This window comes from Wolbachia endosymbiont of Armadillidium arcangelii (genome assembly GCF_040207875.1).
GTDB lineage: Bacteria > Pseudomonadota > Alphaproteobacteria > Rickettsiales > Anaplasmataceae > Wolbachia.
Map to the genome: position 1 here is coordinate 1,571,894 of NZ_CP157942.1, position 23,502 is coordinate 1,595,395.

The 23,502-nt window shown below is 35.2% G+C and carries 22 protein-coding genes, 1 tRNA gene and 1 pseudogene; 11 read left to right on the top strand and 13 right to left on the bottom strand.

Going from position 1 to position 23,502, the window contains the following annotated elements; all coding sequences use genetic code 11:
- Positions 1-12: 12 nt before the first annotated feature.
- Positions 13-561, top strand: a complete 549-nt coding sequence (gene rsmD, locus ABLO99_RS07945; protein ID WP_349967573.1) for a 16S rRNA (guanine(966)-N(2))-methyltransferase RsmD — start codon at positions 13-15, stop codon at positions 559-561.
- A gap of 124 nt (positions 562-685) precedes the next feature.
- Here rsmD and ABLO99_RS07950 read toward each other — a convergent pair.
- The 5 genes and pseudogenes from ABLO99_RS07950 to ABLO99_RS07970 form a co-directional block, all read right to left on the bottom strand.
- Positions 686-904 (bottom strand): annotated as a pseudogene (locus ABLO99_RS07950) (transposase); the annotation flags it as partial.
- A 44-nt stretch (positions 905-948) separates the two neighbouring features.
- Positions 949-1,302 carry a transposase gene (locus tag ABLO99_RS07955; RefSeq protein WP_349967575.1) on the bottom strand — a complete coding sequence of 118 codons (354 nt, stop codon included), beginning with the start codon at positions 1,300-1,302 and terminating at the stop codon, positions 949-951.
- A gap of 582 nt (positions 1,303-1,884) precedes the next feature.
- Positions 1,885-3,162, bottom strand: a complete 1,278-nt coding sequence (locus tag ABLO99_RS07960; RefSeq protein ID WP_349966866.1) for an IS4-like element ISWpi18 family transposase — start codon at positions 3,160-3,162, stop codon at positions 1,885-1,887.
- Between the two features lie 89 nt (positions 3,163-3,251).
- Positions 3,252-3,995 carry a reverse transcriptase N-terminal domain-containing protein gene (locus ABLO99_RS07965; RefSeq protein ID WP_349967577.1) on the bottom strand — a complete coding sequence of 248 codons (744 nt, stop codon included), beginning with the start codon at positions 3,993-3,995 and terminating at the stop codon, positions 3,252-3,254.
- Positions 3,996-4,202: 207 nt separating this feature from the next.
- On the bottom strand, positions 4,203-4,358 hold the full coding sequence (locus tag ABLO99_RS07970; protein ID WP_349967579.1) for a hypothetical protein: 156 nt from the start codon (positions 4,356-4,358) through the stop codon (positions 4,203-4,205).
- A gap of 119 nt (positions 4,359-4,477) precedes the next feature.
- Here ABLO99_RS07970 and ABLO99_RS07975 point away from each other — a divergent pair, with 119 nt between their 5' ends.
- On the top strand, positions 4,478-4,759 hold the full coding sequence (locus ABLO99_RS07975; protein ID WP_349968525.1) for a hypothetical protein: 282 nt from the start codon (positions 4,478-4,480) through the stop codon (positions 4,757-4,759).
- 228 nt (positions 4,760-4,987) lie between these two features.
- Here ABLO99_RS07975 and ABLO99_RS07980 read toward each other — a convergent pair whose 3' ends face one another.
- Complete coding sequence (locus tag ABLO99_RS07980; protein ID WP_349967581.1) at positions 4,988-5,362, bottom strand: ferredoxin family protein; 375 nt, start codon at positions 5,360-5,362, stop codon at positions 4,988-4,990.
- A gap of 61 nt (positions 5,363-5,423) precedes the next feature.
- On the opposite strand from ABLO99_RS07980, the gene dprA reads away from it, so the two are divergent.
- A complete protein-coding gene (gene dprA, locus ABLO99_RS07985; protein WP_047759016.1) occupies positions 5,424-6,500 on the top strand; it encodes a DNA-processing protein DprA in 1,077 nt (358 codons plus the stop codon).
- Positions 6,501-6,632: 132 nt separating this feature from the next.
- Here the strand turns inward: dprA and ABLO99_RS07990 are convergent, their stop codons facing one another.
- The 4 genes from ABLO99_RS07990 to ABLO99_RS08005 all read right to left on the bottom strand — a co-directional run bounded on the left by ABLO99_RS07990 (position 6,633) and on the right by ABLO99_RS08005 (position 8,776).
- Positions 6,633-6,800, bottom strand: coding sequence for a hypothetical protein (locus ABLO99_RS07990; RefSeq protein ID WP_349967582.1), 168 nt, complete (start codon positions 6,798-6,800; stop codon positions 6,633-6,635).
- Between the two features lie 324 nt (positions 6,801-7,124).
- Entirely contained in the window at positions 7,125-7,466 is a 342-nt protein-coding gene (locus tag ABLO99_RS07995) for a transposase (RefSeq protein ID WP_349967324.1), read from the bottom strand.
- Positions 7,467-7,953: 487 nt separating this feature from the next.
- Positions 7,954-8,679: a triosephosphate isomerase gene (locus tag ABLO99_RS08000; RefSeq protein ID WP_047759017.1), complete on the bottom strand. Its 726-nt coding sequence runs from the start codon at positions 8,677-8,679 to the stop codon at positions 7,954-7,956.
- A gap of 24 nt (positions 8,680-8,703) precedes the next feature.
- Positions 8,704-8,776, bottom strand: a tRNA-Thr gene (locus tag ABLO99_RS08005).
- Positions 8,777-8,853: 77 nt separating this feature from the next.
- Between ABLO99_RS08005 and rsmA the strand changes: the two genes are divergently transcribed.
- On the top strand, positions 8,854-9,648 hold the full coding sequence (gene rsmA, locus ABLO99_RS08010) for a 16S rRNA (adenine(1518)-N(6)/adenine(1519)-N(6))-dimethyltransferase RsmA (protein ID WP_349967583.1): 795 nt from the start codon (positions 8,854-8,856) through the stop codon (positions 9,646-9,648).
- Positions 9,649-9,766: 118 nt separating this feature from the next.
- Positions 9,767-11,260 carry an IMP dehydrogenase gene (guaB, locus tag ABLO99_RS08015; protein ID WP_047759019.1) on the top strand — a complete coding sequence of 498 codons (1,494 nt, stop codon included), beginning with the start codon at positions 9,767-9,769 and terminating at the stop codon, positions 11,258-11,260.
- A gap of 283 nt (positions 11,261-11,543) precedes the next feature.
- On the opposite strand, the gene rho is transcribed toward guaB, so the two are convergent.
- Together rho and ABLO99_RS08025 are read right to left on the bottom strand one after the other, a co-directional pair.
- Positions 11,544-12,950 (bottom strand): transcription termination factor Rho, encoded by a 1,407-nt coding sequence (rho, locus tag ABLO99_RS08020; RefSeq protein ID WP_349967585.1) that lies wholly within the window; start codon positions 12,948-12,950, stop codon positions 11,544-11,546.
- Positions 12,951-13,145: 195 nt separating this feature from the next.
- Positions 13,146-13,748 carry a cell cycle transcriptional regulator TrcR gene (locus ABLO99_RS08025; protein WP_349967587.1) on the bottom strand — a complete coding sequence of 201 codons (603 nt, stop codon included), beginning with the start codon at positions 13,746-13,748 and terminating at the stop codon, positions 13,146-13,148.
- Between the two features lie 335 nt (positions 13,749-14,083).
- Here ABLO99_RS08025 and ABLO99_RS08030 point away from each other — a divergent pair, with 335 nt between their 5' ends.
- From ABLO99_RS08030 to trpS, 5 genes are all read left to right on the top strand, one after another.
- Positions 14,084-15,883, top strand: a complete 1,800-nt coding sequence (locus tag ABLO99_RS08030; protein WP_349967589.1) for a peptidylprolyl isomerase — start codon at positions 14,084-14,086, stop codon at positions 15,881-15,883.
- A 136-nt stretch (positions 15,884-16,019) separates the two neighbouring features.
- Positions 16,020-16,334, top strand: coding sequence for a 30S ribosomal protein S16 (gene rpsP, locus ABLO99_RS08035; RefSeq protein WP_349967590.1), 315 nt, complete (start codon positions 16,020-16,022; stop codon positions 16,332-16,334).
- A gap of 10 nt (positions 16,335-16,344) precedes the next feature.
- Entirely contained in the window at positions 16,345-17,331 is a 987-nt protein-coding gene (locus ABLO99_RS08040; protein ID WP_349967592.1) for a polyprenyl synthetase family protein, read from the top strand.
- A gap of 61 nt (positions 17,332-17,392) precedes the next feature.
- Positions 17,393-17,962 carry a nucleotide exchange factor GrpE gene (locus ABLO99_RS08045; RefSeq protein WP_047759025.1) on the top strand — a complete coding sequence of 190 codons (570 nt, stop codon included), beginning with the start codon at positions 17,393-17,395 and terminating at the stop codon, positions 17,960-17,962.
- Between the two features lie 17 nt (positions 17,963-17,979).
- The gene (trpS, locus tag ABLO99_RS08050) at positions 17,980-18,978 is read left to right on the top strand and encodes a tryptophan--tRNA ligase (RefSeq protein WP_047759026.1); all 999 of its coding nucleotides are present in this window, start codon (positions 17,980-17,982) and stop codon (positions 18,976-18,978) included.
- 7 nt (positions 18,979-18,985) lie between these two features.
- Here the strand turns inward: trpS and ABLO99_RS08055 are convergent, their stop codons facing one another.
- Positions 18,986-20,365 (bottom strand): hypothetical protein, encoded by a 1,380-nt coding sequence (locus ABLO99_RS08055; protein ID WP_349967595.1) that lies wholly within the window; start codon positions 20,363-20,365, stop codon positions 18,986-18,988.
- Between the two features lie 397 nt (positions 20,366-20,762).
- Here ABLO99_RS08055 and ABLO99_RS08060 point away from each other — a divergent pair, with 397 nt between their 5' ends.
- Entirely contained in the window at positions 20,763-23,408 is a 2,646-nt protein-coding gene (locus ABLO99_RS08060) for a 2-oxoglutarate dehydrogenase E1 component (RefSeq protein WP_349968527.1), read from the top strand.
- The last annotated feature ends 94 nt before the right edge of the window (positions 23,409-23,502 follow it).

Here is a 23,502-nt window from a genome sequence, read left to right on the forward strand (position 1 = left end):
AGCTTGTTTTATATGCTACGTGTTATTGCAGGCAAATATCGTGGAAGAAAAATAACCACAGGCAAGCATTTAGCTGTACGGCCAACTATGGGTATTGTCCGAGAAGCAATATTTAGTGTACTTTCTTCAAGAAAATCTATTTATAACTTGAATGTGCTTGATTTATTCTGCGGAAGTGGCTCTTTTTCATTTGAAGCGCTTTCTCGAGGTGCTAAACATGCATTCATGGTAGATTCAGATTATTACAATTTGCAACTGCCTAAAAAAACAGCAGAAGATTTTGGAATTATGAGCGATATCACGTTAATTTGTTGCAATGCTAATGGATTACCAAGATCTATTTCAAAGTGCGATATAGTTTTTATAGACCCGCCTTATAATAGTAATCTAGTTAATTCAACTTTAGAAGGATTAGCTCACTCAGGCTGGTTAAATAATGATGCATTGATAATTCTGGAGATTAGGAAGAACGAAGATTTTAAGTGCAATAAAAATCTCAGTATAATTTTGGAGCGTACCTACGGTATTGCAAAAATAATTTTCCTTTCTTTACTCACTTGAATCTCCGTCCTAAACATCTATCACACGATTGCTATTTTTGTACACGAACTGGTTTTATGTGCATAAATTCTGCTCCTGCAAGTTTCCAGAGAAAGTATAGCCCTTCCCATAATAGTCCAAAAGGTTATAAGAAGGAAGAATCAACAGCATGACAAAAAGATGTGAATAGAGTTCCTGATTCTGTTTTTTATAGCAAACCAATGATGCTCAATTTTGTTAAAATCTGGAGAATACGGAGGCAGATATAAAATTTCTGCACCAACCCCTTTAGCAAGTTCGGTAATCTTATTAGACTTATGAAAAGTAGCATTATCAAAGTTTGTCCAGGTTCCAAAATCGGTGTGGCTATGTTGCATAGCACTGATAGGCATGTAAATCACAATGAATTTACGCAGCTAATTTAAATTTAGCCATACCTATATCAGTAAATTTGTTCAGTAAGTAGCACTTAATTAACACACGATTTACCTCTGATTTATTTTTCAAGCCAAACCCAAACAACCTATAGAAAAAGACTTCAATATAAGACCGTGCTCCATACTTAACTTTTTTCTTCCATTCATTAATACCATCTTCATAATTCTCATATTCTACTTGTTTCTTTCTGATAGCTAAACAAATTTTAGCTAGGGCGAATAATAGGCACAATATTCTGCATTCTTTATACACACTTTTTATATCATAAGCCGCATCTGCTCGAATAGAACAAATGTTATATTTATCACTGACTTCCTCTAACATATCGCAGACCGGCACAGCAACACCACTATTCTTATCATTTACGTTTAAAACAACATGTAGTTTTCTTACTTGACCATAGCCACTGTATTTTCTTTTTCGAGTATTAAGCTTTTGTAATAGTTTAGGGCTAATGACTAGTGGGAGCTTTATGAGATGCGAGTGTGCGCCGTGGTACGCATTAAGAAATACTTAGCGGAGCTAAGCGGGGTTCAGAATAAAGGGCCTCGAGGTGAACAACTAACTTTAACCCGAAAGGGAAGGAGGACAAGAGCATGTATGTAAAGCGAGAGTTATCTGAAGATGTGTAAGATAACGGCTTGCAACACCTGATCAATATGGTTAAAGCTAAACTGCTTGAATTCCAATCTTCAGGGGTGGAACTTCACCACTGCCATTAAGTTAAGGGAAAGAGAAGTTAAGATTGGACAAAAAATTTGAAGTGATTGATAATTATGGTAAATACTAGGGTGAATTTTTAAGAAAAGGGAGTCTGAAAAGTGCAAGTTATTTAAAAAAGTAATAATTGCAGGTTATTTTGCAAAGAATGTACTAATGCAATGATACTGAAAAGATATCTTGAATTTAAAACACATGTTTTCTAGCTCTTTTCTGGTAGTTGAGTGAACGAATATCAGATATCTTATGACGATCAACTCTTCTCCCTTTTCTTACCACTAAAGTGTTCATCAAAAATAACTGTGATAGTCGATCCATAATGCAGTCTATGTCTGACTCTGTAGAAAAAATATCAAAGGCTAAGTTTTTAATCGCATTAAATGAGACAGATTTATTGATGCTTTTTTTTAGTTTACTATTCTGTGCGCTCAATGTCTCTTCATCATCTTCTATCATGATACTTTCTAGATTACTGATGAAGATAGTTGACCAAAAATCCTGCTTGATAGTTTCAATACTTTTTCCTGTGAAATTCTCTAAATTTAATCTTCCCTTCAGCCTAGAAAAAAATGTTTCTACTCCCCAGCGCAAGTAATATAATCTCTCAAACTCTTCGACTGTAAAACTTTGCTCATCTAACAGAGATGTTACTAACACTTCAACTTCTCCAGAAGAAAGTATTATTTTGACTAACCTGAATTTCATCTCATCAGGTAATCCTAGCTTTCGTAGCTGTCTTGCTACTTTAATAGGTGCGGTAGACACTACCACCATACTAGATGGGCTTTCCGGCTTAAACATAGCGTTTATTTCATTGAAAGACGAACTTGGACAGCGAATTATATAATTGATTTTCCTTCCTGTAAGCTCAGCAAGAAATCGATAAGATACGTATCCTCTATCACAGATTAACAAATCGTCTGATTTTATGGATTCAAGCATACCGATCGCTAAATCAACCTCATAGCTGTCACCTCTACTTAGCACAGATTTTATTGCAATATTATTTAGCACATCGTAGCAAACTTCAAAGGTTGCACTTGTATAGTCTTCAAATCTCTGGATTCCATTCCATACTGCTCTTGAGCCAAACTCGCCTATTATTTTGTCGCTCTTTGGCAGAATCAGTATTGAAGCATCAAATGCAAGTACTCTGAAGCCATGGTGGGTTTTAAATTCCTGATCTTGGTAGTATAGGGAAACTATATCATCATTTAACTCTGAAAACGCAGTATGCTTTAGCTTCTTTCTTGCTTGAGTAAATGCACTTGCCGTAATTGTGTAATCTTTTCTTGTATGCAGAACAAACTCATTAAGCATTACTTGTAATGACTTTACACTCTTTCTAAAAATCAGGAGAAATACATTAATGAAGGGCAGCTTTCTTTTTCGTGAGAAGTCTTTTGAGGATGCTCTGTGTGCGTTTATAAAGTTTAAACTCATCAATTTATTTTTTATAAACATGATTATTCTTTTTTTTACTCATGTCATTACTTCTTTTAATTTGTGGATCTTACCTGATTTTACAATACAGTCCATCACTTTCCCTTAACTTAATGTGTAATAGTTCCCCCTTGAATTGTACCTTGTTTTGTAAATTGGAATACTTTTCCTTCCATAATGCCAGCTTTTAACCATCCTCTTATAATCTTTACTATAGTTGGTGTGGTATGAAGCTTTTCCAATAACACCTTATGGTCAATATTGTCAAAGCATCCAGATATATCTGCATCCAAGACAAATGCCATTTTTCTTTTTAGTGCATCAAATATAGCTCTTATAGAATCGTGACAAGATCTACCAGGTCTAAAACCATAAGTGTTAGGCTCAAATTTTGCCTCCCATTCAGGTTCTAAAGCCATTTTTACAAGTGTTTGTTTTGCTCGATCTGCTATTGTAGGTATTCCAAGAGGACGATATTCTGTTGGTTTAACAGATTTTGGAATCCAAACACGTCTTGATGGTTTTGCTTTTTCCCTTATATTTAAAGAGTTTGCTAATTGCAATCTTTCTTTTTGCTTAAGGCTAGCTTTTCCATCAATACCTGCTGTCTTTCTTCCTCTATTATCCTGAGTTACCCTTCTAACAGCAAGCATCCTTGCACTTGTTGATTTGAGTAATAGTCTCTGAAGATTGTGCATCCTTTTGACATCATTACATTTAGAAGCTTGGTAAATTCGTTTTTGCAGCTTAAATGAAGATTGCTCTAACTTACGCCAGGGAATTTCATTCCATTCATACCTAACTTTTTGTTGGTTCATAACATATTTACTACTACTTATAACTTTACCTTCCAAATTATAGTGTCTACGTCAGCATATCCTGAATATTATTTCAGGCATTAGCTTCTTAGACAATCCTTCCATCATAAAGCTTGCGGTTTGGCTACCTTCTCAAGAGAGCAAATATGATGGTTACCCTGTTCTACATTCTTGTTTCACGCCGCACTTAGTCTCCACCGAAGATTAAGAACATCAAAACTAGACATCTACTATTCTAATTCCTTAAATTATCTCATACCATTTTGGTCTATGCGTGTTCAACCTTTTTTCGCATATTCCGCGTAACGACAGTTCTAACATAGGTTTCTTTCGTAACCTTATGCAGCTTTGCTCGAAGGGATTCACCATAAGGTTTGGTGTTACCTCCTTTTGTCCCATGCTTGCATCCCAAAAGTTGCCACCTCTCAGAATGTGGGCCATGCTTTACCCCTGATGTCTGGGGAGATGGAATTTAACCATCACAACAATGCAACTTCAGGTCGCACGTAGATGATGCGATAGTACACTGTAAAACTCGTAAGCAGGCAGAATTTATGAAAGTAATGATCGAAGAAAGATTGGCTAAGTGTAAACTGAAGTTACATCCTGAAAAGACACACATTGTGTACAGTAAGGATGATGATAGGAGAGAAGAATTTCCTACACAGAGCTTTGATTTTCTGGGCTATACTTTTAGACCTAGAATAGCAAAGAATAAGATGAGGAATTATTTCGTCTCATTTCTACCAGCAATTTGCAACAAAGCCATTCCAGCGTTACGCGCTGGAATGACAACTTAAATTGTTCAGTACAACCATAAAATTTGTTTCGGTAAACCTAATTTGGGTTAGCTATAGATCCCGCTAACACGTAGCGGGATGACATCATAGAGGCACTGGAATGACATCTTTCTTGGTGGACTCAAACTACAATGTTCGTGCGTTACGCCCTGTAATGACAAAAAAGAGTGAGTTGCTAGCTTTTCATATGGTTATACAAGGAGTTTAATCTTTTTTTCTTTGTTAATATTACCCTAAATTTTCGTCAAAATAAGCTGTTTTATCCTTTTTTTCTTTATACTCTTCTGCTGTATCTAGGGGTTGCTTTTTAGCTGTGATATTTGGCCACTTTTGCGAATATTCTACGTTTATGTTATAAAATGATTTAAAGATTTTTTGTTCATTATTCAGTAAGCTTTCATCTAGCTCTAGAATATCTTTTATGGAATCATCAGTTACAATTGCATCTACTGGACACTCAGGTATACACACTCCACAATCAATACACTCATCTGGGTTAATCACAAGCATGTTTTTACCTTCATAAAAGCAGTCAACGGGACATACTTCTACACAGTCCGTATATTTACATTTTATGCATTTATCTGTAACAAAATGCGTCATAAAACACTGTATATTTACATTATCTTGGGTACACTAAATTGATAAGAAATTCAAGCCTTTTATGAAGATAAATAAATTAAATAACGAAGAACTAGAAATATGGCTAAGCTTGGCTAGAGCTGTGGGACCAGTAAAGTTTTTTAGTATACTAAGAGCATGTGGTTCGCTAGATGAAGTGCTTAAATATCTTAATGAGTTAGCTAATAAGGATTATGGAATTCAAAGTGCAAAAGAAGAAATTAAGAGTGCAGAAAAAATTGGAGCCAAAATAATACCAGCATGTGACCCAAGTTACCCCGATATTTTAAGGAATATAACGAATTGTCCAGCTGTAATAACCGTGCTTGGTGATGTATCATTATTAAGCCGTGAGATAATTGCAATAATTGGTGGTCGTAACTCTTCGATGAATGGAAGAAATTTTGCCAGTAAACTAGCACTTGATTTAAGCAAAGCTGGTTTTGTTATCGTTTCTGGACTTGCAAAAGGAATCGATACCGCAGCAAACAGTGTAATATACAAAAATCATCCCACTATTGCTGTTACAGCAAGCGGAATTGATGTGGTGTATCCAAAAGAGAATTTTGATCTATACAAAAGAATCACTGAAAATGGCGGATTAGTAATTACTGAGCTTCCATTTACTACTAAACCAAAGCCTCAGTATTTTCCTCAAAGGAATCGTATTATATCTGGCCTGTCACTCGGTGTTGTGGTAATTGAAGCATCAAAAAAGTCTGGTTCTCTCATCACAGCAGATTTTGCTTTGAATCAAGGAAGAGAGGTGTTTGCAGTTTCTGGTTTCCCTCTAGATTCACGCTGTAGTGGTAGTAATTATTTAATTAAAAACGGCGCTAAACTTGTTGAATCCGCTGATGACATAATAGAGAGTATTAGGTTTAGTTTACCTCCTCAGCAAAAAAGTCTATTTGATATCGTTGCTGACCAAAAACAAGGAAAATTACAACAGGCAAAATCTGTTATAGTTGATCATATTAACTCTGTACCTGTTGATATAGATGAACTTATATTAGCAAGCGGACTTTCTACCAACATAGCTCTAATGGCTCTTTTGGAACTGGAGTTGGAAAACAAAATAGAGCGTTCACCGGGGAATAAAATATCGTTAATTTTCTAAGCTATAACCCCACAATCGTACGAAAATTGCAATTTGCAGGTAATTTGAGTAGTAGATGGTGTCATTCCAGTGCGTGACACTGGGATGGCTTTGTTGCATCGCTTATCGGATAGTGGGTAAAGCATAATAAATTCATGAAACTACCTCAAACTTAGCCATGCCAATATCAGTAAATTTATTGAGTAAGTAACATTTTATTAGCAACTCTTTTTCTCGATTTACTTCAGATCTATTTCTAAACAAATATTTGCTTGAAAAAAATCCTTCAATATATGACCTTTTTCCATAAACCGCTTCCACTCTTTCACACCGTCTTTACCACATAATCTAATGGCAGCATTCCTTTCAGCCATATAATCCAATTTTGTATGCTCCACTGCACGATTTTTCGGTAAAATTTTTGTCTTTATATCATATACAATTTATAAAGCTTGCGCCTATCATAGGCTCTGTCTGCATATAATGCTTTTATAGCATGCTGAAATCAAGTCAGCAAGCACCGTAATGGTTGACCATTGCTATATTGTGCAGCTATAGCTTTTTTACTATTTATACTCAATATTACATCTTACCTGTTTATAACTGCGATACTTTCCTATTTTCCTTACTGTGACCAGGGTATTATTATAAATTTGTGCTGTCTATTGCAATTTCAATATCTTCCATATTGTTTTTATCAACTCTGCAATCATTGATCTTAATATTGAGCTTTTTAAACCTTCTTGAAGCCTGCGAATAGCTAATGACTGCTAAGCCCTTTCCTACTTGCTGCAAATATCCTTTTATAAACCCTACCGTTTGTCTTAAGCCAATTCTAAAGAGACTAGCGACTATATGCACTAAAATCACAACTTTATTACTATAAATATAATTTCCACCTCGCATTTTGGGGCTATTTTCGTACCAATTTTCCATTAATAAAATGAAAAATATTTCCTCTTTCTTGGAGAAATTTGTTATATTCATAGCAGTTGCTGACCTTCATTTTAGTTGGCATATTTTTCTTTCGTAGGTTAAATGCCTGTTTTATAGTGAATTTCGTCAGTAACTGCCAGTTCTTTTCTCTTGAGTGATGCAACAAAGCCCACTGGCATCCATTTTTCCATCACCATCAGAAACGTTGTATTTTAACATAAAGCAGCTACTTTTATACTCGCAAATTTAACTGGATCCCAGTGTCTGGGCACTGGGATGACATCTTCTTACAGATAATGTTCGTACAGCTGCGCGCGTGATGCTGGAATCCAGCCTTTATCACTTGGTTGAAATTACTTTTTCTGGATTCCAGTGTCTGGGCACTGGAATGACACCGTCTTGGATGGAAATCAGTGTCAGTATTTAGATGACACCACTTTTGTATAGAAATCAGTGTCACCTTGACAACCGTCAATCTCACTATATGTTAGCGGAATCTGCTGAGACGCACGTGATAGACCTATTCCTATATTGAGTATTATCTATTTTTAGAATTAATAAGAGAAAAATTTTTCTCGACTTGTTGTATAATTTTATAAAAGTGATCAAAATCTAAGCTTGCACTACCAATTAAAACTCCTAATAAATTTGGAATACTAAGTAAATTTTCTATATTTTCTGAGCTGACTGAACCACCATATATAATGTGTTTTTTACCAGTACAAAATTTTATTGTCTCTATCACCTCAGCAATTGCGTCATTATTTGGCACATTTCCTGTTCCTATTGCCCATATCGGTTCGTATGCTATGGTATATTCACCATGTGTTGGTAAACGGTTTTTACACTGATATTCTATTACTTCTTTTGTTTTTTTATTTTTATAATCTTCTGAGTTTTCACCTACGCAGATGATTGGGTGTAAGCCTGATTCTATTGCTGTTTCTGATTTCAGTTTTATTTCACTATCTGTTTCATGAGCTCTTTCAGAATGTCCAAGTATTACGTAACTACATCCTAGCTCCTTTAACATTTCTGCGCTAATTTCGCCTGTATAAGAACCAGATTTTTTATGATGGCAGTTTTGTGCTCCTATTTTAATATTGTTGTCCAACTCTATATTGCTTGGAAATGATGTAAAAGGAGGGCAAATTACTAATTTAGAGGTAATTTTGTTGCTCTTATCATTAAGTTTGTCTATGAAGTCAACAAATGAAGAACGCGTTCCATTCATTTTCCAATTTGCTACTATTAAAAAGGACATCAATTTTTCTTATATGGATAAGAGTGCCGGCTGTCGGACTTGAACTGACAACCTACTGATTACAAGTCAGTTGCTCTACCAATTGAGCTAAGCCGGCATTAAATACACTGACAATATACAATTATCAGTGAATTTTCGTCAACTAATTTTTAAAAAACTGCATAATAAGATTATATGAGAAAATTTTTATTGAAGCCAAAAAAGAGTCTAGGGCAAAATTTTATTTTATCGAATGAGATAACAAAAAGAATAGTTGCCTTAGCTGGTAGCCTGAAAGATTTTAATGTTATTGAAATTGGTCCTGGATATGGTGCGTTAACAAGGGAAATATTGGCGTATAATCCAAAGTTTCTACTTTCTATAGAAAAAGATAGTAATTTAGTGAAACATCATGAACAATTGCTGAATGAGCATAAGGGAAAATATAGAATTATAGAAGCAGATGCACTTAATGTTGTAGAAAAAGAGCTGGTAGAATGTCCAGTTAAAGTCATTGCTAACTTGCCTTACAATATCTCGGTAGTGTTATTTTTAAAGTGGTTAAATAATATAAAATTTTTTACGAGTTTGACGTTAATGTTCCAAAAGGAGGTAGCAGAGCGTATTACAGCAGAACCTAATTCTAAAGATTATGGTTCCCTATCAGTGCTAAGCCAGTTACTATGCGACATAAAAAAGGAATTTGATATTGAATCTAAGGAGTTTTTTCCAAGACCAAAAGTATATTCTTCAGTAATTACAGTAAAACCTTTGTCCAACCTAAGATTTGCAGTCAATTTAGAAACCTTAACAAAGCTAACACGTGCTGTTTTTGCTCAAAGAAGAAAGATGCTGAGAAATAGCTTGCAAAGTATAACTAGTGATGTCTCAACTATTCTTGAGAATGCTAAACTGAGTGGAGACGAACGTCCAGAAAGCTTAACTATTGAACAGTTTTGTTTGCTAGCAAATAACATAATTATGCGATAAATATATTAGAAGCTACATCCCTATCCTATTTTGATCTAAAAACAGCTGGAGCCAGGCTAATTTTACAAAAGCTCTATTGCAATTTCATTAATTGGCGTATAAGCTTTAAATAAAGCATATGAAAAAAATGGAAGCTTGTTATTCGTTTGACGATGTACTTCTCTTACCAGCCTATTCTGATGTATTGCCTCGTGATGCAGATACAAAAACTTATTTAACAAATAATATAGAACTAAATATCCCTCTCATATCCTCCGCAATGGATACTGTTACTGAATCAGGCTTTGCAATAGCTATTGCCCAACATGGGGGAATAGGTTGCATACATAAGAATTTATCAATAGATGAACAAGTTTTAGAAGTAAGAAGGGTGAAAAAATATGAAAGTTGGATCGTGTATAACCCAATTACAATTTCCCCAGATAAAACGGTTGCGGAAGCAATTTCATTAATGAGAGAGTACAACTATTCTGGAATTCCTGTAGTTGAGCAACGCAAGTTAGTGGGAATTTTAACTAACCGAGATGTAAGATTTATTGAAGACCAGAACATGAATATAAAAGTTTCCGAAGTAATGACAAAAGATAAGTTAGTGACAGTGCGGGAGCAGGAAGTGAGTAGCGCCTCAGCAATGAAATTGTTGCATGCAAATAGAATAGAGAAGCTTTTGGTTGTTGATAAAAATTCTTGTTGCATAGGCCTAATTACAGTTAAAGACATTGAAAAATACAATAGATATCCAAATTCGTGTAAAGACAGTAAAGGTCGGCTCAGAGTTGCCGCTGCAATTGGTACTGGTAAAAAAGATGATATAGAAAGATGTGAAGCTTTGATCGAAGAAGAAGTCGATGTGGTTATTGTAGATACCGCTCATGGTCATTCCCAAAACGTTATCAGCACCATTAGAGAAATAAAAAAGATGTATCCGAATACGCAATTAATCGGCGGAAATATTACAACAAAGGAGGCTGCTGAAGCGTTGATTGATGCTGGTGTTGATGCAGTGAAGGTTGGAATAGGACCCGGATCAATTTGTACTACCAGAATAGTTACAGGTGTTGGTATACCGCAATTCTCTGCAATCAAGAATGTTGCAGAGGTGTGTAGAACAAAAAACGTCAGACTAATTGCTGATGGTGGGATAAAATACTCGGGAGATGTTGCAAAAGCTATTGCAGCTGGTGCTGATACTGTGATGATAGGTTCAATCTTTGCTGGTACTGACGAAAGCCCAGGTGAGATTATCATGTATAAGGGTAGAGCATATAAAGAATATCGAGGAATGGGATCTATTAGCGCAATGAAAAGAGGTTCAGCTAGCCGTTATTTTCAAGATAAAGATTCAAAGCTTGATTTAGTCCCACAAGGAGTAGAAGCAAGAGTTCCTTTTAAAGGTCCAGCTTCAGGAGTGATCTGTCAATTAATTGGTGGATTGCAAGCTGCAATGGGTTATACTGGTAATCGTAATATAGAAGAGATGAAAAAAAACTGCAAATTTGTTACTATTACTGCATCAGGATTAAGAGAAAGTCATGCTCATGATATAATCATTACACAGGAAGCTCCAAATTACGCTTATCAAGCATACAACCTGTCAGATGATTCAGAGTAGATACGATTCTTTTTGGAATATGTCAACTCCAATACTGATACACAATTGTATAAACATACTAATATTAAGAGTCCAAAAGATGTCATTTACGTAGCTGATACTGGAAAATTGATTGTAAATAAACTGACTGTACAAAATTTTCGATCAAAACTAGTGCTACACGCTGGAACAGCAACTTAAGGTAGATTACCAACTTAACTATCTATCTGGTAAATCCAAATTATTTTAGCTATAAGAGCGTTTTACTTTTTGCTCAGCATATCCAATCATAACTGGCTTACTTCTAGTGATTCATAGAGTTAAAAAAGTCAGCATTGCTCTTTGTTAAAAGTAATTTGTCGCGCAAAAACTCCATCGCTTCAACAGATCCCATAGGACTAAGTATCCTACGCAACACCCATATTTTATTTAGTATAGCCTTATTAACTAATAGCTCTTCCTTCCTTGTTCCGGATTTTGTAATATCAATAGCAGGAAATATACGTTTATCAGCAAGCTTTCTATCGAGTATAATTTCAGCATTACCTGTACCTTTAAACTCCTCAAAAATAACTTCATCCATTTTTGAACCAGTTTCTATAAGAGCTGTAGCGATAATTGTCAAAGAACCACCATTTTCAATATTACGAGCTGCTCCAAAAAAGCGTTTTGGTCTCTGCAGTGCATTTGAATCTACACCGCCAGTTAGAACTTTTCCAGACGAAGGAATTACTGCATTATAAGCACGTGCAAGACGAGTTATAGAATCAAGCAAAATCACTACATCTTTTTTGTGCTCGACCATTCTTTTAGCTTTTTCTATTACTATTTCAGCAAGCTGGACATGACGATAGGCAGGTTCATCAAATGTAGAGCTTACCACTTCACCCTTTACAGAGCGCATCATATCTGTCACCTCTTCGGGTCTTTCATCTATAAGTAATACTATTAGTTCTATTTCAGGATGATTTGTAGCTATAGAGTGAGCCATTTGCTGAAGCAATATCGTTTTTCCTATACGAGGCGGAGCAACTATCAATGCTCTTTGTCCTTTTCCAAGAGGTGTCACTATATCCACAGCACGCATATTTATATCTTTTTTATTATCTCCACTGCTGTTGTTTTCAAGGATTAAGCTCTCTTCAGGATAAAGAGGAAGCAAATTATCAAAATGGACGTACTTTCTTAATTCACTGACTTCAGTAGAGTTTATACTTTGAACCTTAGTTAAAGTAAAATATCTTTCTTTATCACCAGGTGGCCTTATTTCCCCATATACCATATCTCCTGTGCGTAAATTAAACTTCTTTATTTGCCCGTTGGAAATAAAAACATCATCGGTACTTGGGGCATAATTTGCACTTGCTGAACGTAAGAAACCGAAACCATCAGGCAATATTTCCACTATTCCACTCCCTGTGGTTATGCCTCCTTCTTCGCTCATTTTCTTCATTAAGCTGAATATTATTTCTTGCTTTAGCATTCTACCATTGCTTTTACCGTTAGTTGAAATTTTTCTTTCTTCAGCTAACTCTAACAATTCTTCTGCTGTTTTCTTTTTTAATTCGCTCAGATCTAATGTTTTTTTGTTTTTTTCAGTACCTTCAATGGCTATCTGGTTTACTGTATCATTATTGTGAACTCGTTCACCTTTTTCAGGTTGATCTATAACCTTTCCTTTTGCTAAGACATCTTCATTGATTGTTGTCATAATCCTCCAAAAATTTTAACTGATGCTTACTAACCTAAGATGTGACTATAAGATAATAAATGAGCTAGTTTTTAGTGCGTACTTAAGCTTAATTACTATTAAACTAGATACTTTATTTATATTATACTGACAAAAACTAACAAGTCAAGTTAATTTAATGTTCACAAATCGCAAAAATTTGAGAATCATCAATAGCTATTCATTTATATTTTTTAACCTTCGTTGTTTTTCTTCTTCTACCTTTGCTTTTTCCACTTCCGCTTCTAAATTTTCCTGGCTACATAAGCCGAGCAGTACAGGATCTTGGGGTTTTATATTGTGCATGTTATGATGAGATCCATCTCTTATTTGCTCAACTGTATAATTTGTTGTACTCACTAGCTTAGCTATAACATAATTGTTAAAGATAGGAAATTTTTTTACCAAATAATAAATCGCATTAGGTTTATCTCTACGCCTTATTGTAGAAGCAAAGCCAAGAATGCTGCAAACCGCTTTTCTCCTTTTTTTTATATTTTCCATAATCAAATTTGGCACACGATTTGGATTTTTTTTGCAATCATCGATTTCTTTTTCAGTAATTATTCCAGAAATAATAGGGTCATACTTTTCAACTTCTATTTCCTCATCAGCTATGTCTTGTACTTTTTCAAGGGCTAACTTGCAACATTGTGCTATTTGATTAAAAGTTAAACTAGTGTTATCTACCAGCCAAGCAGCTATTTGCATGAGAAATTGTTCATTTTTATCGTTATTGTCCTTAGAAGGCTCCATTGACATCAAAAAAACATCTCCCATGTTAATATTCCTTTACTGTTATAAAGATAAAATATAAGCTATTAAAACTAAAAAAGCATTAACTTTGTCATTCAACAACTTTTTGGTTTATATTTCTCACCTCTTAGGTTAATTAAATGCGCTTACCTTTAAGCATATTTCAAACGATTCAAAAAAATATTTTCCCTTCTTAAGGTATAGTATAACTCAGTTGAATATATGTTTTTATCTAAGAGGAGAGTTAAATTTTAAGTTAATATATTGTAATATTATATATATTAGCTAATAAAGCAACAGGTTTACAAGAATTATATTATCACTATCCTATCATTAACCATTAATTAACTGAGTTTAAAATGAATGTTAAAAATTTTTTCACTAAAGTAACCGTTGTCCTTTTAGCTTGCTTGTTAATCTTCATGGGAGTTAGCAACCTTTTATCAGATGATGATGAAAAAGAAGAGGTAGCTAGAGTTGGAAAAGAAGTTATAACATCAGATGAGTATAAATCGCTATATCAAAATTATGGAAAGCAAATCTCTGGATCTGATGCAAGTGGAGAACAAGTAAAAAAGCTGAAATACGATTTGCTTAATGCACTTATAGAGCAAAAACTATTGTTTAACCTAACTAGTGAACTGGGATTAACAGTTGGAGAAGAGTCTATAAAAAACCATATTAAAAATACCAAGTACTTTCAAAATGATAAAGGCGAATTTGACAAAAGTAAATTCCATAAAACGCTAAATAGCCTGCATATTACAGAAAAGGAGTATATAGCAAAGCTAGAGAAAATCCTGCCTGTAATGATGTTCATGACTTCATTATTTAAAGATAATTATCCGATAACTTTTGGCGAGAAAATTGACGAGCAGATATACAAAAGTCGCTACCAAACTAGAGTAGTTGATATTGTTAAAATAACTGAAGATGCAGTTACAAACGTTCCTGAGCCAAATGATCAAGTCTTACTTGATTTATACGAAAGAAATAAGTCCAATTTTTATTATCCTGAGTATCGAACTGCGCAATATATTTCTCTGGACCAAAAGTATTTTGAAGATCAAATCAAAATCTCAGATGAAGAAGTTGATGGTGTAATAGAACAACAGGAACTTAAAGATCAAAGAGATATATTCAATGTAATATTTTCTACCAAAGAGAAAGCTGAGACAGCAAGAAGGGCATTTGAGGAGGGTAAAACGAGCTTTGAACAGATAGTAGAAAAGTTTGGTAAAGCAAAACTTGAGGAAACTAGAGTAGATAATATAACCAAGGATTCTTTACCAGAAGACGTGAGAGAAAAGGTATTTGCTCTCAAAGTAGGTGAAGTAAGTGAAGTTTTAGCAAGCAGTTTTGGTTGGCACATAATAAAAGTGGAAAGTGCGCATCAAATCTCTGATGAAGACTTAGTTGATTTAAAAAAAGGCATAAAGTCAGTTTTAACTAACCAAAAGTCTTTTGAAAGAGTCAATGACTTCATAAACCAAGTGAACTATAAGATATACAATGGCACAGCAATTGAAGAAATATTGAGTGAATACAATTTGCCTATACAAACTATTGGTCCAGTAGATGCGAGTGGAAAAGATCAAAACGGTAATAACGTAGGAGATTCTGGTGATTTGATTTCTTTCATTTTTTCGCGAGAAAAGGATCAGAAAGGTTATTTCAAGGACGTTGGGGACGCTGTTGTTAGTGTAAAAATCACTGATATCATTCCTCCTAAATTACAAAGTTTTGAAGAAAGTAGGGCATCAGCCGTGAAGCTTTGGCGTAGTGAGTTTATAAAAGAAAGAATGTTTAAATTAGGACAAGAAGTTGCAGTTCAACTAAAAGAAAAGACAGATTTGGAAGAAATGCAAGGTGTAAAATTGGTTAAAGATCAGCAAATACAACGCAATGAACAAAGCTACCCTTTTTCTTTTATAGAAGAGATTTTTAATATGAAGACAGCTGGTTTAGTAACAGAGCCTATTCAATACAACAATGAAATTATAATAGGTGTTTTAAAAGAAATGCACTTATCAAATGGTAAATTAAACATACTTGACACTGGAAAACGTGTGATGATACCGCTAAAGGAACAGCTAATTCGCTATCTAAAATTAAAGTATATAGTTGAAGTTAACCACGCTATGATTGATGATATATAAAAAAGTTTTATCTTAGGTCTTCCTTTTATGAGTGATTAGCGGAAGTTATGTTGTTTTCAGGTAAAAGAGGTACAATTAGTTTGACTTGAACTGTTTATTGTATTAAGTTGTAATTAATATATGAATAAAGGTTGACATGGCAGTTAAAATAAGGTTGGCAAGGTTTGGCGCAAAGAAACGCCCTTTTTATAGGATAGTTGTAGCTGATTCACGAGCACCAAGAGATGGGCGTTTTATTGAGAAAATAGGACAATACGATCCAATGTTACCAAAAGACAATAAAAGTCGTATTGTAGTGAAAGCTGATAGATTAAAACATTGGCTAAGTGTAGGAGCGCAGGCAACTGAAAGGGTACTGTGGTTCATTAAAAAAGGCATAGTAACTTTAGAAACAGAATCAAAAAAAATAGAAAAGAAGAAAGTCGGGAAAGCACAAGAACAAGAAGCATAAGTCTTCTTAAATGCTAAACACTGATTTAACAAACAATAGTAAATTAGATAATATCGTATCTTATGATTTATCAACTATGAATGATTTTATCTTCAAAAATGTCAATGATGAAGATGCGAAGCTTGCTACCGATATCATATCTCATCTTGTTAAATCAGGAGGAAAAAAGATAAGGCCTAAGCTCGTTTTTATTATATGTAAAATGCTGAGCTATTCTGGAGAGAGTAGGATCAACATTGCTGCATCGGTAGAATTTATACACAACGCTACTTTACTTCATGACGATGTGCTTGATGAAAGTAAGGCACGCCATGGAGTTGCAACAGCGAATAAAATTTGGGGAAATAAATCAAGCATTTTAGTTGGTGATCTGTTGTTGACCTTGGCATTTAGATGGCTTATAGAATGTGGAAATTTAAGTGTTCTCTCTATTTTATCTAAGGCATCAAACTTGCTTGTGAAGGGTGAGATAAAGCAGATGACAACGCGTTTTGACCCTAACACGATTAGGAAAAATTATTTTGATATCATTGGAGAAAAGACAGCATCTTTATTTTCTGCATGCTGTGAAGCTGCATCTACAGTATCTGGTGCAACAAATGACGAAACAGAGAGGCTAAAGAATTTTGGTTTTAATTTTGGTATGGCATTTCAAATAGTTGATGATATGCTCGATTATACTGCTAATCAAGGCACTTCTGGAAAACAAGTCGGAAAAGACTTTTTCGAAGGTAAAGTCACCTTACCTGCTATTATAGCATACGAAAAGGGCAGTCCAGCAGAGCAAAAATTCTGGGAAAAATGCTTTTCTTCAGCTAGACACAATTTTAACCAAGCATTACACTATATTAACCACCATAATGCCATTCAGCTTTCTATGGAAAAAGCTAGACACTACATTAATATGGCACAAAATGATATTAGTACTTTTTCTGATTCTTTTTATAAAACTACTTTAATTGACTTTTTAAATGCGAGCATAGAAAGACGAATGTAGCTGGCGCTTGATATTTTCGAATTAATTGCTATATATTTATTAGATTCTTAAGGGTAATAATATGTCAGATAGCAGTAAAGAGAAAAAGAAGAAGTTTGCTGATATGGTAAGTAGGCAGAAAGGTGACGACCAACAAAGTGATAACCATAAGCAAACTGATGATTTAAATGAAGATCTCAATACATTAAAAGAGCGTGCAGCTCAGCTTGAAGATCATTTACGCCGTGCTGTTGCAGATAATGAAAACGTCAAACGTATAATGCAAAAGCAAATTAGCGATGCAAGTGACTATGCAGTCACAAAGTTTGCACGTGATATGATCGACTCGTGCGACAATTTAAAAAAAGTAATGGAAAATTTGAAAGATGGTGATCCTGTTCATGAGGGGATTAAAGTAGCTTATCAAAAAATTATAAATGATCTAAAAAAACATGGAATAGAGGAAGTAGATCCACTTGGTGAGCTTTTTGACAGTAATTTACACCAAGCCGTTGTGGAAAGAGAGGACGATGAAAAAGAGCCTGGTACTATTATAGAAGTACTACAAACTGGTTATACTATCAAAAATAGGTTGCTCCGTCCTGCAATGGTTATTCTTTCTAAGAAATCTACTGATTGTGGAAGCGATTAGCATGAGGTAAATGTATAATGACAAGTATTGTCTTTTCAGGTATCCAGCCAAGTGGCGTACTACATTTAGGTAATTATCTTGGTGCAATCAAACAGTGGATAGGCTTACAGGATAAATATAAATCTCTTTTTTGCATTGTTGATCTACATGCAATCACAGCAAATAAGCTTCCTGCAAACGAATTAAAAAGTAATATTTTCAAAACAGCAGCAGCTTATATTGCATGTGGAATAGATCCAGAAAAGTCCATTATTTTTAATCAGTCTACAGTTAGTGGGCATGCAGAGCTCTGTTGGCTACTTGGGTGCTACACGCCAATTGGTTGGCTCAGTCGTATGACTCAATTTAAAGACAAGGCTGGCAATGATAAGCAAAAAGCCTCTCTTGGATTATATAGTTATCCAGTACTTATGGCTGCAGATATATTGTTGTATCAAACTAAATACGTTCCTGTTGGTGATGATCAAAAACAGCATTTGGAGCTTGCACGTGATATTGCATCAGCTTTTAACAATCATTATAAACTGGATTATTTCATCGTACCTGAAATCTTAACTTTGGATTGCACATCAAGAATAATGAGCTTAAGAGATGGTACAAGCAAGATGAGTAAATCTGACCCTTCAGAACATTCGTGCATTAACCTTGATGATACGGATGACTTAATTGTCAAAAAAATAGAAAAAGCAAAAACAGATTCAATCTCAAGCTTTGATTTTTGTACTTTAAAGTGTCGTCCAGAAATAAGCAATTTGGTGAGCATTTATTCAGTGCTTAGTGACACAAGCGTGGATAAAGTGTGCGAAGAAATGAACAAGCATAACATGAAGCACTTCAAAAAAGAGTTAGCTGACTTAATCATCGGTGTTATATCACCGATACGTGAGAAGATGAACGGTCTTTTAAAAGACCAATTCCATTTACATGAAATATTAAAAAAAGGTACAAAGAAAGCAGCAGAAATTGCAAATAACAATATAAGAAAGACCAAGGATATTATAGGGTTTGTTCAATAGGTTATAGCTATTTCTTCCCATGGCTTTCAAATCGTGCAGCTATTTTCTTTACGCTGACATGCGTGAGAAGAGGTTTTTCACTAACTGGAGGCTTGGGATCGGACTTTGCTGTTATGGGGTTCATTTTAGATCTTTTATTTCCTGTCGGAAATAAGTGAGATTGAGAGGCAGCTTTTGGCGATGGTTCAGGATTTTTCTTCATACCGATATCTGCTTGTGCAGCAGGAGTGGCTTTGCTCTCAGCAGCTTGATTTTGCTCAATTTTTTCTACCATTGACTTTACTCTGCCGTCCTTCTTGCTATTTACTTTTTCTTTCATAGTAACCACTTTTACTTCTGGTGCTGCTTTATCAGCAGCTTTTTTTAGCGGTACTATCGGTTTACTTTTAGCTGATTTTTTTGGAGTCACTCCTACTATCCTTGGTTTCGTGCTCACTTGTTGGCCTAGGTTTTTAGGCTTTGGTGGTATTTCAGGTTTATCTTTTTTAGGTTTTTGCCTCACTTCTTGACCGATAGCGTTTGGCATTGGTGGTGCTATTGACGGTTTTGTTGGCTGTTTCTTTCTACTTTCTCTTTTCGCTTCTATATGTTCTTTAGGAACTGTTACGTAAATTGACCCTTTTTCTTGGTAATTAGATATTTTTTTATCAGACTCTTCATCTGATAAACTTTCATATCCTGAATCATCAAAAGGTATAATCTCTGGTTTCGATTCAAAGCGCACCTTCTTCTTTTCAGTAGTAGCAACCTTTTTCTGAGGCTCAGGTTTAAGCTCATTTGAAGTAATAGGAGGTGGCGGAGGCGCTGTTGTTGGTCGTTTTATTTGCTTCATGTGATTACTAGCAGATTCTTTTTTTGGCTGCTTTTCTTTCTTTTGCCTTGGCGTTGTTCTGCTTTCCAAGTTTACTTCATGCGGTTTATGTTCCTCCTGGCTTTTTTTGTTCTGCTCTGAGTCTAAAAATTTTTTCAAAGCATTAAATTTTTCATAGCCGAATACATTAATTCCTTTCAAAATGATTGTATATTCGGCTGCTTTTTCTTCTATAGTGAAACTTGATAATTCATCACCAACAAAATCTCTTATGTCATTATCCTTAACTGGAATATCTTTTCCCAAAACTCTATCTAATATCCCCTTCAATGTTCCAAAAAAACCGAGTGGCTTTGCATCCACCGGTTCTACATAATTATTCAAGTCACTATATATAACAAACTTGGCTACATCTTCTGACTTTGCCTTATTTGTAAAACCCTTCAGAGCTTGAGATAAATCCCTCAATGTTTCATCATATTGTTCATTAATTTTTTTTGTATCCTTCAGATTTATGGCTCTTATCAAAGAATTGAGATTCTTATCATAATTATCACTTTTAAATAGATCACTCATACCAATTACCGTTTACTAAAATATAAATTCAAAGTATTAAGATCCAGTAAATCTTATATGACTTATCCTCTGACTCATAAACGCTTGCGCTCTTAAATGTGCAAAAAAAATTTCAATAATCTTCAATCAGCAATAGTATAGGAGTCCAAAAAAGATGTCATCCCAGCGCTTGACACTGGGATCTAGGAATTCTGATTGGGCATAAGTTGGTGAGTATAGCTGTTTTATGTTAAAATACAATGTTTTATGGAAAGATTAGACGCCAGTCTAGAATGACACCCTTCCTGGAGAACTCAGATTGCAGTGTTTGTATAACTTAATAATTGGAAACTAAAGGAGTTCTTTTTTAAAAAACTTAAGGTATACTTATAAGTATTTGATATCTTTTATAGTGATTATGCTAAGTTTAAGCTGCCTTTATAGTGATAATGCAGAATTTGTAGAGGAAATGTATAGCCGTTATCTGCAGGGCGATAGATCAATCGGGGAGGATTGGTACAGAATTTTTTCGAGCAATTTAGGGGTTAATAAAACGGAATTTTGTGACACGCAACATGTAACTAAGGTAGAGTCTAGTGTAGCAAATTTTTTCAGATCTTACGGTCATTTTTTTGCAGACTTAAATCCATTATCACCAAATGTAAATAAAGAAATAAATTATCAAAAATACTCGAACCTATCTCCAATGCGTGATGCTGAAATCTATAGAGATATTTACTGCAAGAATATCGGCTTTGAATTTATGCATATTTCCTCTTACGAGGAGAGGATGTGGCTGCAGGAGAAAATTGAAAACCAGACCTATACGCTGAGTCCTCAGGATAAAAAAGAAATACTGAGGTACTTAATCGAATCTGAGATGTTCGAGCAATTTCTCCATATGAAATTTCCTGGATACAAGCGTTTTTCTATTGAAGGCGGAGAGTCAACTATTGTTGCAATTGAAAGAGTCATTAGTGATTCCGCAGCTTTTGGTATTGAAGAAATAGTCCTTGGTATGGCTCACCGAGGAAGGCTTAATGTTCTAACCAAAGTTATGGGAAAAGAGTATGCGGCAATGCTATCTGAATTTCAAGGTAACCTTGCATACCTAAGTGGTCTTGAGGTGTCTGGTGATGTCAAATATCACCTTGGTTACTCTTCTGATCGAGCACTTGCTGGTGGTAAAAAAATACACTTAAGTTTATGTCCTAACCCATCTCACCTTGAGGCGGTAAATCCAGTTCTAGCTGGAAGAGTAAGAGCAAAGCAAAATATGAGATCTGTGCTTGGAATATCAATTCATGGTGATGCAGCTTTTATCGGGCAAGGAGTGGTTGCTGAAACCCTGACTTTGAGCAACATTAAAGGTTATACAGTAGGTGGTATCGTCCATATTGTCATTAATAACCAAGTTGGGTTTACCGCTAATCCTCGTTGTGCGCGATCTTCTTTTTATTGCACTGATGTAGCAAAGTCAATAGAAGCTCCAGTATTTCACGTCAGTGGAGACAATCCAGAAGCTGTGAGTTTTGCTGCAAGTTTGGCAATGGAATATAGGCAGAAATTTAAAAAGGACATAGTGATTGACATAATATGTTACCGCAAATATGGCCATAATGAAGGCGATGAACCAAATTTCACTCAGCCACTTATGTATCAAGCAATATCAAAGCATAAAACTCCAGGAACACTGTATGAAGAGAAGCTGACTGCAGAGAAAGTATTAAGTGACAATGAAGTAAATAAATTACGCAGCGAATTTAGGGCAAGATTGGATAAAAGCCTTGCTGAGTCAGCGACTTACACTTCCAAAAAAGCCGACTGGTTTGGTGGAGTGTGGTCAAAATTAAGAAGAGCAAAGTTGAACGATTTGAATGAATACTATACAGACTCTGGTGTCTCACCAGATGAGCTAAAAAAGTTAGGTGTACACATAAATGGCAATATTCCAAGCAGTTTTAATATCCACAATAAGGTTAGAGAAATACTCGATGGAAGAATAGACAATATAAATTCCGGTAGGAATATAGACTGGGCAACTGCTGAAAGTCTTGCATTCGCGTCATTGCTCACAGAAGGAATAGGAGTGCGCTTGTCAGGACAAGATTCTGGTCGCGGTACTTTTTCGCACCGTCATTCAAGACTTGTTAATCAGGTAACAGAAGAAACGTTTATTCCACTGAACAATATAAACAAAGAACAAGCTCGCTTTGAAGTTATAGATAGTGCACTATCTGAGTATGCTGTGATGGGCTTTGAATATGGCTATAGCCTTGATTCTCCATATTCACTGGTGCTCTGGGAAGGACAGTTTGGTGATTTTGCAAATGGCGCGCAAATTATGATCGACCAGTTTGTTGCATCTGCAGAAACAAAGTGGTTGCGATCAAGTGGTCTAGTTTTACTTTTGCCTCATGGTTATGAAGGGCAAGGACCTGAGCATAGTTCTGCTCGTATAGAAAGATTTTTGCAACTTTGTGCAGAAGATAATATGCAGATAGTGAATTGCTCCACTCCCGCAAATTATTTTCATGCCTTGCGCCGGCAAATCCACAGAGACTTCCGTAAGCCTTTGGTAGCATTTACACCTAAATCGCTATTGCGCCACAAAAAGGCAGTTTCTAATCTGTCTGACTTTGAAGAAAAATTTCTCACGATAATTCCAGAGTGTAGAAAAAGTTTAGCTTCAAATGATAAAATACGTAAAGTCGTAATATGCAGTGGTAAAGTTTATTACGACATAATTGAAATGCTTGAAGCACAAAAAATAAACGATATAGCAGTAGTCCGTTTAGAACAATTCTATCCATTCCCTGCTGATAAACTAGGCAGTGAACTTGAGAAGTACAAAAACGCTGAAATTATATGGTGTCAAGAGGAACCAAAAAATATGGGAGGATGGTTCTTTGTCAACCCATTGATGGAAGAGGTATTGTCTGGCCTCAATGCTCAAGCAAAAAGACCTAAGTGTGTTGCAAGACCTGCTGCTGCATCTCCTGCATGCGGTTGTTCTAAAGTTCATGAGCAGCAAAAAGAGGAGATTCTAAGACAGATCGCTTAGTATTCACAGTAGAAGTGGTGCTATAAAAGTATTGGCACTACGTGCTCCAGCCAGGTGCAATAGAGAACGGATCACACTAATAAAACCTCTTTGA